General features: G+C 65.5%; 12 protein-coding genes. 11 read left to right on the plus strand and 1 reads right to left on the minus strand.

Annotation, left to right across the window (positions count from 1 at the left end; all coding sequences use genetic code 11):
- Positions 1–212: 212 nt before the first annotated feature.
- Positions 213–1,232, minus strand: a complete 1,020-nt coding sequence (locus A3A9_RS0127145; protein WP_027061447.1) for an isopenicillin N synthase family dioxygenase — start codon at positions 1,230–1,232, stop codon at positions 213–215.
- A 598-nt stretch (positions 1,233–1,830) separates the two neighbouring features.
- On the opposite strand from A3A9_RS0127145, the gene A3A9_RS0127150 reads away from it, so the two are divergent.
- The 11 genes from A3A9_RS0127150 (at position 1,831) to A3A9_RS0127200 (ending at position 12,311) form a co-directional block, all read left to right on the plus strand.
- Positions 1,831–2,886, plus strand: coding sequence for a hypothetical protein (locus A3A9_RS0127150; protein WP_027061448.1), 1,056 nt, complete (start codon positions 1,831–1,833; stop codon positions 2,884–2,886).
- A 33-nt stretch (positions 2,887–2,919) separates the two neighbouring features.
- A complete protein-coding gene (locus tag A3A9_RS0127155; protein ID WP_027061449.1) occupies positions 2,920–4,212 on the plus strand; it encodes a hypothetical protein in 1,293 nt (430 codons plus the stop codon).
- 11 nt (positions 4,213–4,223) lie between these two features.
- Entirely contained in the window at positions 4,224–5,984 is a 1,761-nt protein-coding gene (locus A3A9_RS0127160; protein WP_245279129.1) for a hypothetical protein, read from the plus strand.
- Positions 5,985–6,007: 23 nt separating this feature from the next.
- Positions 6,008–6,685, plus strand: coding sequence for a hypothetical protein (locus A3A9_RS0127165; RefSeq protein ID WP_027061451.1), 678 nt, complete (start codon positions 6,008–6,010; stop codon positions 6,683–6,685).
- A 38-nt stretch (positions 6,686–6,723) separates the two neighbouring features.
- Positions 6,724–7,827, plus strand: a complete 1,104-nt coding sequence (locus A3A9_RS0127170; RefSeq protein WP_027033603.1) for a hypothetical protein — start codon at positions 6,724–6,726, stop codon at positions 7,825–7,827.
- Between the two features lie 30 nt (positions 7,828–7,857).
- Positions 7,858–8,694 carry a hypothetical protein gene (locus tag A3A9_RS0127175; protein ID WP_033838826.1) on the plus strand — a complete coding sequence of 279 codons (837 nt, stop codon included), beginning with the start codon at positions 7,858–7,860 and terminating at the stop codon, positions 8,692–8,694.
- The gene (locus A3A9_RS0127180; RefSeq protein ID WP_027061453.1) at positions 8,691–9,725 is read left to right on the plus strand and encodes a DUF4438 domain-containing protein; all 1,035 of its coding nucleotides are present in this window, start codon (positions 8,691–8,693) and stop codon (positions 9,723–9,725) included. The genes A3A9_RS0127175 and A3A9_RS0127180 overlap by 4 nt, the downstream gene beginning before the upstream one ends.
- A 50-nt stretch (positions 9,726–9,775) precedes the next feature.
- Positions 9,776–10,474, plus strand: coding sequence for a hypothetical protein (locus A3A9_RS0127185; RefSeq protein ID WP_027061454.1), 699 nt, complete (start codon positions 9,776–9,778; stop codon positions 10,472–10,474).
- 16 nt (positions 10,475–10,490) lie between these two features.
- A complete protein-coding gene (locus A3A9_RS0127190) occupies positions 10,491–10,829 on the plus strand; it encodes a hypothetical protein (RefSeq protein ID WP_027061455.1) in 339 nt (112 codons plus the stop codon).
- The gene (locus A3A9_RS0127195) at positions 10,826–11,641 is read left to right on the plus strand and encodes a trypsin-like serine peptidase (protein WP_027061456.1); all 816 of its coding nucleotides are present in this window, start codon (positions 10,826–10,828) and stop codon (positions 11,639–11,641) included. The genes A3A9_RS0127190 and A3A9_RS0127195 overlap by 4 nt, the downstream gene beginning before the upstream one ends.
- 286 nt (positions 11,642–11,927) lie before the next feature.
- Positions 11,928–12,311, plus strand: a complete 384-nt coding sequence (locus tag A3A9_RS0127200; RefSeq protein ID WP_245279130.1) for a helix-turn-helix domain-containing protein — start codon at positions 11,928–11,930, stop codon at positions 12,309–12,311.
- The last annotated feature ends 31 nt before the right edge of the window (positions 12,312–12,342 follow it).

Consider the following 12,342-nt stretch of genomic DNA (forward strand, 5'->3'; position numbering starts at 1 on the left):
AATGCACGGCGGCACAGAAAAATGGCCGGGCGCGAAACCGGCCCGGCCAAAAAGAAGGTGATAACCTTCAGAGGGGAACACCGTTCGGTGGAATGGGAGGAAACCGCCGAACGGTCGTTCTGTTGTGAGCCGATTTTTGGCCAGATGCGACGAATGATTTTCCAAAATCGGCCGGCATTGCAAAAATCCTGTTCTTTCTTGCCACGCCGGCCTCAGCGCGCCGGGGCTTCCGGCTCGAGCAGATCCGCATAGTGGCGCTTTGCCACGTCGGGATGCGAGCGCAACCGGCTTTTCAGCACGTTGGTTCCGACATCGCGAAACAGCGGATTCTCCGGATCACTGGCCGGGCCGCGCGCCTGCGCCGCCAATTCCTCGGACAGGCCAAGCAGCGGGATCGTCGCATCGAGCCTGGCGCTGAAAAAGAAGGGTACCGAAATGCGCTCGATGCCGGCGGGCGGCGTCACGACGCGATGCACGGTCGCGCGCAAATAGCCGTTCGAGGCCAGTTCAAGCAATTCGCCGATGTTGACGACGAGCGTGCCGGGAATAGGGTCCACATCCACCCAGCTTCCATCGTAGTCGACCTGCAACCCCTTGTTGTCATCCTGCAGCAACAACGTCAGGAACCCGCCATCCTTGTGCGCGCCGACACCCTGGTTGCCGCCCGTTGCCTCACGGCCGGGGTAGCGCACGATCTTCATGCGATGGTTGGGTTCGCTGCTGTAGATCGGGTCGAACGCGTCCTCAGGCTGATCGAGCGATAGCGCGAAAGCCTTCAGCAGCCGGATCGCCACGGCCGTCACCTTGCCCTGCCAGGCAAGCAGCGACGGTTTGAGATCCGGCAGCGCCGCTGGCCACTGGTTCGGGCCCTGCAACCGAGTCCAGGCGGGAACTCCCGGCCCCTGCACTATGGGTTGGCGCTCGACGCCGATGTCGAGCTGTTCGCGCCAGTCTTCCTTGCCCTTGGTCAGTTCGCCGCCGGCGCGCGTGTAGCCGCGGAACTGCGAGGACTTGACCATCTCGATCGAGAGCTTGTCAGCCTCCGCCAAGGCAAAGAAGCGGCGCGACGCGGTGAGCACCTCACTGATCTCGGCCCAGGGGATGCCATGTCCGGCCAGATAGAAAAAGCCGATGTCACGTGAAGCGGAACGCAAATCCGCCAGAAATGTCCGCCGTTCCGACGCGCCTTGTTCAAGACGGCTCAGATCGAGCACAGGCACTATTCTGGGCATATCTGGCTCCTTTCCCAGTGCGTTCCGGAAGTTGCTTGGAACTTCCTCCGGAAAACTCAGCCGATTGAACATGCAGGCACTTTTCCGCGACCGTAGCCGCCATCAGTGCTGGCAAGTCTCATCGACTTCGGATTGCCGGGAAAGAAACGATCGGCCCTTCGTCGCTGCCGCGGCGAACGATTTTTCCATTCGCAGGGGAAAAGCGGATGATAGTCGCGGTCAATTCGAGGAAATGCAGGGGCAAAGCGGAAGCCGCCTGCATCGCAACGGCGCGCCGCTTTCGCATGGATCGTCAGCCCGTTATCCAAGACCGATGGGTGGAAACATGCGGGCCGCGCGCCAGATCTAACCGCCAAGGCGCGACAATTGTCTCCCCTTCATCAAAAACGGTAAAAATAAAGATAAAATAATAGTCTCAGTATAATTATGATTACGCACAAAACCATTCCGTTGAACAGTCGCTGATATTGACGACCACCTTTGAGCTACCCGTTACTGCCGACTTGAGAGCCATTGCCTCAGGGGCGACTATCCCCCAGCGTTAATCGCTTTGGTCCCGCTCCCCTGAGGGGCCGATCGCTCAAGAGGAGATCTCGAGATGGACGGGTATGACGAATCGATGTTCGACGACCTAGCCTTTGATGAAGCGGAAGGCCCCGCCGACAGCTATGACGAATTCGACGAAGGTGACGCCGGCGACGAATTCGATGGCGCCGATGAGGGCGACGAAGGCGATGAGTATGACGCTGGCGACGCGTACGAGGCCTCGAGCTTCGACGAAGGCGACGCCGGTGACGAATTCGACGAGGGCGACGAGTTCGATGAGGGCGACGGCTTCGATGAGGGCGACGAGTCCGACGACGATGCCTGGGACGCGCCGCTGAGCTTCGCGCTCGCCGCCGAAGACAGCGACGAGTTCTTCCGCCGCATCGCCCGTGGCATTCGCGGTGTCGTGCGTACCGTGCGCCGCGCCGCTCCCACCATCGGCCGCATCGCTCGGGCCGTGGCGCCGGTCGCCAGCCTTATCCCCGGCGTCGGCACGGCCATTGGCGGCGTCGCCAATGTCGTCGGCCAGTTGATGGCGGACGAAGCGTCGGAAGACGAAGCGCTCGACGCTTTCGCCGAACTCGCTGTGCGCAACCGCGCCGCCATTCCGCTGGTCGCGGCGCTTGCAACCCGCCGCGTGCTTGGCCCGGCCGCCGCCCGCATGCCGACGGCTGCACGCGTCCATGCCATTCGCACGGTGCGCCGCGCCGCGACCCAGCTCGTCAACCGTGGCGGGCCGACGGCCATCCGCGCCTTGCCGCGCATCGCCAACAGCGTGCGCCGCACGGCGGTCACCCGCCGCACACCGGCTTCGGTGCGGCCCATGGTGCTGGCACGCACGGCGCGCCGTATCGCGGCACGCGGGCATGGCCTGCGCCGGCAGTTGACGCAGCCCCTGCAGAGAGGGCGGCGGATCGTGCGCCGCACGGCGGCGGCGGTTCGCTCCGGCATGGCTCCGGCGCGTAACCTGGCGCGTGTCGCCGGGCGGGCGATGGGCGGGATGGGCACGGGCGGCTGGCCGCGTGGCTATGGTCACGGCCAGGGCACGGGACACCGGCGGCGCATCGTCATCCGTGGTCCGGTCAGCATCACCATCCGGCCGAACTGAAACCCTGTTCGTCAAACAAGAAGGATCGAGGCGATGCGCGCTGGTTCTTCGACCAGGCGGTTCCTGGACACCAAGCTGCGGGCGCTGAAGGCGCGCGCGCAGCGCCTGAACCGCCTGACGCCGCGGCGCATCGGGCTGCGTCCCGAAGACCTGCCCTATGCGCCGTCGCGGGCTCATTTCCACGCCGCCAACAAGCGGCTGGCGACCATCGGCAACGGTATCAACCGGCAGATCGCCGAGATCGAGCGCGGCTGGCCGCCGGCGACGGCGCAGGCAGCACTCACCCAGATGGCGATGCTCGACCGCCAGATCGACCGGCTGCGCCGCACCTTCGGCATGTTCTTCGAGGTGATGTCGCAGCGCGGCTCGGGTTTCGCTCCGGCGCTCGCCGCCCATGATGCGATCGCGATGGACTGCTACACCGTTGTCCGCGCGGCTTTGCCGGGTGTGTTCGGCGGCCCGCTGTTGAAGCCGCTGACCTATATGGAACATGGCTATTCGCCGGCCACGCAACGCCGTGGCGTGGCGCTGGCCCGCCTGCTCGGTGACAGCAACCCGTTCCCGGTGATCCGCGTTCCCTGGGATCGCGACAACCCCTGGCAGTCGGTGTTCCTGCATGAGGTGGCGCACAATCTGCAGGCCGATATGGGCCTGTGGCAGGAGAACGCGCAAGCGGTCGGCAACCGGCTGGCCTCGATGCGGTTCGACCCGCTGGTGGTGACGATCCTGCGCCGCTGGCACAAGGAGATTTTCGCCGACCTCGCCGCACTTCTACTGGGCGGCACGGCGTCGGTCTGGGGCATGATGGAGTTCCTGGCCCATCCGGGCGCCCGTGCTCTGACTTATCGTCCAGGTGGTGCCCATCCGACCGGTTGGGTGCGGGTGCTGATCCTGACCGAGATGTTGCGCCGCATGGGCTTTGCCGCTGAAGCGGCCCGCGCCGAGCGCGTCTGGCGCGCCCTCTACAATCCGGCGCGTGGCCATCGGTTGCCACCGGTGCTGCTCGCTTCGGTGCCGCGCCTTATCCCGGCGGTGGTCGATGAGATTGCCTACCAGCCGCGGCGCGGCCTCGGACAGCACGCGCTGGCCGACGCCATTCCCTTTACGCGCGCCGACGAAGCCCGCATCCGGCGCGGCGGAATCCTGATTGCGGCGGGGCGAATACCCGACCTGCCGCCACGTTTTCTTGTGTCGGCCAGCCGTTTCGCGCTGGAGGCCGGCGCCGAACCAGACGCCATTGCCAAGCTGGTCATCAAGAACCTGGCCCAGCGCCAGGCGAGCCGAAGACCCGCCGCGCAACCGTCCCCAGCCGCACTCGTAGCATGAGGTGAGATGTCATGGCCGACCTGTTTACAACCGCCGCCAGCCCGGTCTCGAAGTTTCGGTCGCCCACAACGGTCGCCGTCGACAATCTGCTGCGCAAGACGCTGCGCGTCAGTGATCCGCGCGACCCCGACCAGATCGCCAATGCGCTCCTGAGTTTCTACCCCGAGGAAGCCGACAGGGACCGCCGCGAGCGCGCCGGCCTGGCTTATTCCAGCGTGCCCGACTACGTGCCGCGGGTGCAGAACACCGGCCCGTCCTCGGTCGAGATGGCGCAGGCGCAGGACGATCTCGAACGCGACCTGCAGACGCTGTCGACCTCCTCGCCGCTGAAGGACATCCGCATCGAGCTGATCGGCTGGGGCCGTTCGATCCGCCAGCTCGCCAATGACGGGCTGGCCGCCGCGCGGCTGTCGCTGGATGCGGTCAACCACGACCGCGCCATGTCGGCGCGCCGCCAGCTCGGCGAATATTCGCGGCTGGCACGCTATGTCGGCACGCTGACCGATGGTAGCGCCATCCTGTTCCGGCGCCTTGCCCAGAGCTGCGATGTGCTGGCGGGCCTCATCCTTGTCGCCATCGGCGAAGGACTCGCGTCCAGCGGAATCACACGCAGCACTTCGATCGTGCGTTCGGCGGCCGGTGAACTGCAGGCGCGCCGCAACGCCGTCATCATGGCCTTGCGCAGCCTGACCGGCTCGGTGGAAAGCGCGCTTGGCCAGGAGGACTGGCCGCGTGGCATCGAAGCCTACCGTAATTTAGTGCTGCAGCTGGAAGCCGGCGGCCAGGCGGATCTGCGCGCGCTGCTGGAAGAGAACGCGCTGTCGCAGGCGATGGACGATCTTGTCGACCTGTCGACCGGGGCGAGCGTGGAGAGCCTGCGGGAACTGTCGACGGCGTCCGCCATGCTGGTTCATCGCTTCCAGCGCCTGATCCAGTTCGGCCAGAGCATCCCGGTGCCGATCGACGTGCCGATCACGTCTGGCCCGCCGGAATCGCCGCCGCTGGTGGCGTTCGTCTCAAGCCTGCAGCTCTTCGTCGATGCCTTCGTCGCCAAGGGCAGTTCGCGGCTGCTTTATGTCGCACGCCCGCCGATCATCGTCTATGGCCTCTATGGCGCCGGTGGTCCCGACCAGGGCGCCGTCCGGCTGATGAACCTAACCATCGCGCGCGGTTTCCTGCTCGAACAGGTCGACTGTTTCGCCGGCTGCGGCTGCGACGATGACAACATCAGCTGCCAGGTACTGCTCGACTACATGTTGTTCCTGCTCGACCGGTCGATCGATCTCTACGCGGTCGGCACCGATCCGGACGGGCTTGGCGAGCAGGAAAGGCGGGCGACCACGGTGGGCATCGTTGCCGACGCGGTGCTGGACCTGACCGACCAGTTGAAAAACCCCGGCGTGCTGCTGTGCGAATTCAGCGACAAGCTGAAGAGCAAGCTCGGCACCATCTCCGGCGAACTGCTCGGCCCCTTCGGCGGTCCTGGCGCCTGGGATCCCGGCCTGAAAGGGCTGATGGTGCGTGAATTGCGCACCTTCTACCAGGCCGAGGACCAGACCGAGCGCCTGGTGCGCTCGCTGACCCCGCAATGCGACTTCAACGTCTTTAATTTCCGCAACAACCAGTCGCTGATCCGCACGCTGATCCGGTCGATCCTGCAGAACACCTTCGGCCAGAACACCAATCTGCCGAGCCCGGTCCAGATGCCGTCGCCGATCGCCAGTTCGATGGCGAGCATGGGTCAGAACCGCCCCGACTACTGGTCGGCATGAGCGGTCAGGAAAGGAAAACGACAATGGCACTGAAAATCCCGTTTCCCTACCATCCGGCCAACAAGTTCCACGCCGGGATCAAGGTCCGTTTCGAGGCGGAAGCCGAGACGCCGCAATCGATCGACCTGTTGGCCGACAAGGTCGTCACCAGCGGCGACGGGACCAAGACGGCCATCCGCGAAGTTGCCAAGGCCATCAAGAGCTTCCCCGACGGCGAACAGTCGAAAACCTTCGACAGGTTGACGGCAGCGGTCGAAGCCATTGCAACCGGGTTGCAGAAACAGCCCAATGGCGAGGCCATCGACAGGAAGCTTGGCGAGATCGGCAAGGCGATCGACCGGCTTGACGAAACGGTGCAATCGCTTGGCCTGCGCGACAAGGACAATGTCACGGCGCTCTATGCTGCGGCTGTCGACACGACCGGCGATATCGTCGGACGGACAATCGCCGGGCGCTGGTTCAACCAGGCGAAATTCATGTCGCTGCAGGAGATCGTGGCGTTCCAAACCAAGGGCAAGTCGCAGGAAAGCCGGCGCAACGAGTTCATCAAGCGCGTTCGCGAGGCGAATACGTTCAGCAGCGGCCTTCCCACCGTTGTCACCGACAGCGAACTGGGGCGTTTCTTCGACCTGGCGCCAGCCGTGCTGAATGCCATTGCCGCCAGCCAGGACGCAACGTCGGGCGAGTCGCCCAAAGCCTGAAACCATGAGCCGCCAATTCGAGCAATATGAGGTCTGTTATGGCTAGCGAATCCAATGAGGTCATCCAACGGCTGTTCCAGCGCTTCTTCAGGGACGAGCTGCCCGGATTGTCGCCGGCGGACCGCGCCGCGTTCGAAAGCGAGTTCGAGGGGCGCTATGGTGACCTGCTCGACCGTTCGTCCAGCGCGACGCCCACCAGCTTCGCCGATCTGGTCGGCTTCGGCGACGGGCCGCTCAAGCCGTTCGATGCGCTGCAGATGCCGCAGCTGCGCAATGATTTCGACGAATCCATCATCCCGCCGCAACTACAGGCCTCGGCCGAACTCTACTACATCTACCAGATGGACCGCATGAAGCTGTTCCAAGTGGTGGACGTGCTGCGCCGGCTGTTCCAGAACGGCCAGATCCGCATCCAGCGCGGCCCTGGCGCGCGCGGGCTCTACATTCTCGAGAAGTGGCGGCCGATCCGCTACAAGCGCCGCGACCGGCTGATCGCCTATCGCCGCGTCTTCAATTATGGCCGCGCGCCGGTGCCGGCGGGCGCCATCGTCAACCGCAGCTTCCACTTCCAGCTGGTCGCCTTCATGAACGCGATGTCGCAATACTTCCAGGATCTGACCATCGGTCAGGTCATCCGTGGCAGTTCGACCATCAACGACCGGCCCTTCGCGGCACTCGCCACGGTGCAACGTGTCGGCACCGACCTGCGCTATCACCTCGACCGTTCGAGCTACGGCAACATCCTGGCGCTGACGCGGGAAACCGGCCAGTACGTACAGCAGATCTTCGAGCTGTTCGACGCGCCCGACATCAAGAGATCCTTCGACGCCAACACCAAATGGGATGTCATCGAGGCCGTGGCCAACCGCCATCTGGGCGGGGCCGCCGAGATGTCGCAGCGCGCCAAGATGGCCGACGCGGGCCGGCGGACACTGCAATACATCGCCGAGAACGATTTCCGCACAACGATCACGCCGGCAGAGTTCGATGCCGATGCCAAGAAGATGGGCTCGCAGGCCGACGCATGGCTTGCCGCCTACAGGCTGACGCGCGAAGGACGCCGCTTCCCTGGCCTTGACGGCGATCGCGTGCACTGGTCGTACGGGATGAACCGCAACATGGCGTCGCGCATAGCCGCCTGAACTGTTCGCCGAGACTGAAGGGTGTCAGCGATGGACCACCATCTAGCTCTTCCCGGGCGTTTCGCGGCCAAGCCGCCGAACATCGTCATCGACGTCCCCCTGGCGCTGTCGCCGATGGGGCTGCTGGTGACGGTGATGCTTTCCCAGTCGGCGCGCGTATGGCTGCCGCGCGGCTTCTATACCTTGCTCGACAATGATGAATACTATCGGCGTCGGCCCGATCAGATGGGAGGCAGTTGGCTCGATCCCGGCACGCGCGATGCCATCCTCAAGGAGCTGACGCTGGAACTCGAACCATGGCGGCGGGCCTGGCAGAATGGCCGCCTGTCATCGCGGGTGCATTGGATCGGTGACGCCCAATATGAAAGCGCATTGCCCGAGCGCGAGGAAACGGCGCTGTTGCCGCGCTTTGAGGGTTGCTGCGCGGCGCTCGAAACGCGGTTTGGCGATGTGGCCGGCACCGCCGCTCCGCTCGATGAATGCGCACGCGACGTGATCGCGCTCTCTGCAGCACTTCAGCCCGACAACACCTATATTCTCACCATCGCCGGCAATGGCGGCGCCAGGCCGCCGCTCTGCGACTATCTAGAGCGGCTGGCATTTCCCACCAAACGCCACCCTGGAGCAATCCCGGGATGGTCCGGGCCGGCACTCTGGCCGGCCGCGGCGCCGATCGCGGCAAGCGGCCGCAATGCCGCGATCGTGCAAGTGGTCGCCCCGGTCATCCTAGCGCTGCCCGATGGCTGGAGCGAAACCGACTGGGCGCTGGAAGATCCGGCCGACCATGATGACGCGACAGCCGACGATCCGTGGCGCAATGCCTGCGCCCTCTGGTACGAACTGGCGCCGGCGGAGGTGGCGGCATGAAACCGCCCCGCACCCACCCGGTGCATGGCCTGCGCACGAATGCGCGCGATCTGGTGATGATCAGCGTCGCCGGCCAGGTCGCCTCGCCGACCGAGAAAGGCACGCCCTGGCGCATCGGCTACGACGGCAGGCCGCGTTCGCTGCCGGGCACCGGCGGCATCGTGCTCAACCATCGTGTCGGCGACCCCTGTGTCGGGCTCGCCGCCGACCATGTCGAGCCGGCGGTGTCGATCCGCAACGAGTCGCGTTCCGCCGGTGGCAGTCCCGATGCCGCCAACCAGGCGCTGCAGAGCTATTCCTGCGTCGGCAATCACGCCGTCGTCACCACGGGCCGCGCCACCGGCGCGCGCGGCGTGGTAACCGGCAAGCATGGCGGCGTCGACATGGTGCTGGTCGACTTTCCGCTGGCGGCGATGCGGCGGATGGCGATCGGCGATCGCATCCAGGTCTGGGCTTACGGTCTTGGCCTGCGGCTGACCGATTTCCCCGACGTCGCGATCTGGAACTGCTCGCCACGGCTGCTCGCACGCTGGCGGCCGGTCGAGCGCAATGGCCGGATCCACGTCAAGGTGACACACCGCATTCCCGCCCGCGTCATGGGTTCGGGGCTCGGCCGCAACAACGTGCTGCGTGGTGACTACGACATCCAGATGTCGGACCCTGGCATGGTGCGGCGCTACAAGCTTGGTTCGCTGCGCTTCGGCGACATTGTCGGCATCATGGACGCCGACAACCGCTTTGGTCGCTCGCGGCTGGACGGGCATGTGGCGGTCGGCGTGGTCGTGCACTCCGACAGCACCGTCGCCGGCCATGGGCCGGGCGTCGTCTCGCTGCTGTCGGCGCCGGCCTCGCTGCTGCAGCTGGAGCTCGACCCCGACGCCAACATCGCGCGCTACCTCGATATCAGGCAGCCGCGGCCGGCACGGCCGTGCCTTCCACTGCCGACGGTCGAACAAAGAGAAAGGACCGTGGCAAGGCTGCGCCGCCGGGCCACGATTTCCGATGCAAAGGCGGATGCCGGTCACGGATAGGTTCGACCCGGGTCGGAGTACTGAAACAGGGAATGCGAAAGGGAGCCGGCATGTCATATCTCGACGAAGAACTCGACGCGCTGGTCGACGCGGCCGCGCAAATGGTGAGCCACCGCCGGCCCTGCGGCTGCGCGCGCTGCCGCCAGCAGCAGGGCTTTCGCGCCGTCGAGGTTCGGCGCCGGCATTTTCCGAGGGGCGGCTGCGGCTGTGGATGCGGTGGCGACGCCGCCTTCGACGAGGCTGCCGTGCGGCGGGCACCCCGGCCGGCGCGCCGCCAGACATCGGCGCGGGCGCGGGGCACGCAATTGCCGGGCTGGCGCGGCTGGACACCGCCGGTGTCGCTGGCGGCCATCGACGCGGCGCGCGCCGCCGCCGGTAGAGGCCAGGCCGTCGATCCGTTGCTGCGGCCTTTCCTGGTGCCGGGGTCGCAAGTCTATCGCATCACGCGCGCCGGCATCGACCGCAACCGGCCGCTCAGCATCGGCATGACCAAGGCCAACAATTCGATCGCGCAGCGCATCGCCGAACATCATCATCAGCCGAGCCGGGCCGACCCCAAGGTTTATGCCGCCATCCACAATCTGCAGCCGGGTCAGATCCTGGTCCAGGCGGCGCGGCTCACCCGCCAGGGCATGCATCCGCGCCGCGCTAGGAATTACGAGGGTTGGCTGCAGGACCGCGAGCGCCCGCTGCTCTACGATCCCAACAGCACCACATTCGACGAAACGGCACCGATGTACGACAACTGAACCAGGGGAGGTCCCTATGCACGGGCAAGTCGCACCGCATTCCAGGTCGGTATGGGCCGACCTCGACGCCATCGTTCTGCAAGAGGTCAAGGCCTTGCGCTCGGCTCCGCCGCGCCAGACGGAGGCGATCTTCCGCTCCGATGAGGAGTTCATGGATCGCGCGGCAACCTATCTCGAAGGCCGAGGCGAAGAGGCTCATTCGCTGGTCGATCGCCTGCGTGACATGCTCGGGCCGGTTGCGATCGAAGCGATGGATCCCGTCGAGACGCTGCAGAAGCCGGCGGGCGGGGGCGGGATCTACGATGTGGCGCCACCGGATATCGCGCCGCGGGCCGAACACGGACAAGACACATGACGCTGTTTTCGCCCGCGCCCTTCGAACTCGACCGGCTGGCCGACGAAGCGGACTATGCGGTCGTCGGGCCAACCGATGGCCGCGCCAGGGTCGCCCACACCAACCGCTTTCCGCACAGCGCGGTCTGCCATATCGAGCGCGACTTCGGCGACGGCAGGCTGACCGGTTGCACCGCCTTCCTGATCTCGCCGACGCTGCTCTTGACCGCCGCGCACTGCATCACCAGCCCGATCCGCAAGCGCCTTGGGCTGCCCAATCTCGCCGTGCGGATTCGTGTCACGCCGGGCCGCGCTTCGCGCGATGCGCGGCCGTTCGGCTGGCAATGGGCGAAGCGCTGGCACGTCAATCCGTCCTATCGGCGGCGGCCTTCGGCGCTGCACGATGTCGGGCTGATCGAACTTGAGCGGCCGTTCTTGCCGGCGCCCGGATTTTTCCGGCTATGGTCGCCGAGCCGCCAGGACCTTGAACGGCTCCGGGCCTCGCGGCTGCTGCACATTTCAGGCTATCCGGCCGACAAGCCCGATGGCACGCAATGGGAGCATGCCGAGCGTCTGGACCGTATCACCGAACGGCAGCTTTTCTACAGTGTCGACACCTGTCCGGGGCACAGCGGCGCGCCCGTCTGGATTCAGCGCCAGCAGGCCGGGCCGCCCGTGGTCATCGCGGTCCACACCGCCGGCCCGCGCCCGCATTCAGGCGGCGCATGGGGCTGCCGGGCGGGCGTGCCGCTGGCGCCTGCCGGACTGTTCAACCGGGGCGTCAGGCTGACCCCTGATCTCTTGCGCTCGATCCGCGCCGGGTTCAGGCGCTGAGTGGCGAAAAAGATGAACGGATGATGATTTTGCGAATGCTAATATTCTGGGAAGTGTTATAGTTCTCCCTATCAATGCAGCATTCATACTGGTCGCGCCGGGGTTCGGTGGCGCGGCAGTTTTGTTGGGGCGCCGGGGCTTGTGATTGTACTGAGTTTCCTGCCAACTAGGGCGTTCGGCCATGATTTCACGTGCCGAGAACTTCCAGAGACTTTCTGATTTTGCCGACGAAGTCTCTGCGTCACGGAAGGAGTGTGATCCGGAGACGGATACTTCCAGATTTGTCGTGAACGGCCATTCGCTGGTCGCCATCCGTCACGTGGACGATGACGCTCGCACGGGCGGCCACGCCGATGAGCGCCGGCCGGTGGGACGCATCGTGTGCGCCGGCACACACTATCTGATCTATGATGCGGTCTACGTGCCGCGCGCGACCAGCGATCTTCCACTGTCGGCCGCCGACATATTGACACGGCGTGAGCTCCAGATCGCCCTGCTGATCAGCGATGGAAAACTGGACAAGGAGATCGCGCGGCAACTCGGCATCAGCGGCTACACCGTACGCGAACACATCAGGCGGATTTTCGCAAAGCTGAACATCGGCCGGCGTTCGGCAATCGCATCTTGCGTGCTGGCCGGCCGGGCGGACTTCCGCCACGATGTCCGATAGACCGAGGAGCCTCCGGGGTCTGCTCACCAGA

This window comes from Mesorhizobium loti CJ3sym (assembly GCF_000472785.1).
GTDB classification, from domain to species: Bacteria; Pseudomonadota; Alphaproteobacteria; order Rhizobiales; family Rhizobiaceae; genus Mesorhizobium; species Mesorhizobium loti_E.

What these genes read in the sequence shown, in the direction of transcription:
- A3A9_RS0127150 (WP_027061448.1), top strand. Translation starts at nt 1,831, where the DNA reads ATGGACGGGTATGACGAATCGATGTTCGACGACCTAGCCTTTGATGAA.
- A3A9_RS0127170 (WP_027033603.1), top strand. Translation starts at nt 6,724, where the DNA reads ATGGCTAGCGAATCCAATGAGGTCATCCAACGGCTGTTCCAGCGCTTC.
- A3A9_RS0127190 (WP_027061455.1), top strand. Translation starts at nt 10,491, where the DNA reads ATGCACGGGCAAGTCGCACCGCATTCCAGGTCGGTATGGGCCGACCTC.
- A3A9_RS0127160 (WP_245279129.1), top strand. Translation starts at nt 4,224, where the DNA reads ATGGCCGACCTGTTTACAACCGCCGCCAGCCCGGTCTCGAAGTTTCGG.
- A3A9_RS0127145 (WP_027061447.1), bottom strand. Translation starts at nt 1,232, where the DNA reads ATGCCCAGAATAGTGCCTGTGCTCGATCTGAGCCGTCTTGAACAAGGC.
- A3A9_RS0127195 (WP_027061456.1), top strand. Translation starts at nt 10,826, where the DNA reads ATGACGCTGTTTTCGCCCGCGCCCTTCGAACTCGACCGGCTGGCCGAC.
- A3A9_RS0127155 (WP_027061449.1), top strand. Translation starts at nt 2,920, where the DNA reads ATGCGCGCTGGTTCTTCGACCAGGCGGTTCCTGGACACCAAGCTGCGG.
- A3A9_RS0127185 (WP_027061454.1), top strand. Translation starts at nt 9,776, where the DNA reads ATGTCATATCTCGACGAAGAACTCGACGCGCTGGTCGACGCGGCCGCG.
- A3A9_RS0127175 (WP_033838826.1), top strand. Translation starts at nt 7,858, where the DNA reads ATGGACCACCATCTAGCTCTTCCCGGGCGTTTCGCGGCCAAGCCGCCG.
- A3A9_RS0127165 (WP_027061451.1), top strand. Translation starts at nt 6,008, where the DNA reads ATGGCACTGAAAATCCCGTTTCCCTACCATCCGGCCAACAAGTTCCAC.
- A3A9_RS0127180 (WP_027061453.1), top strand. Translation starts at nt 8,691, where the DNA reads ATGAAACCGCCCCGCACCCACCCGGTGCATGGCCTGCGCACGAATGCG.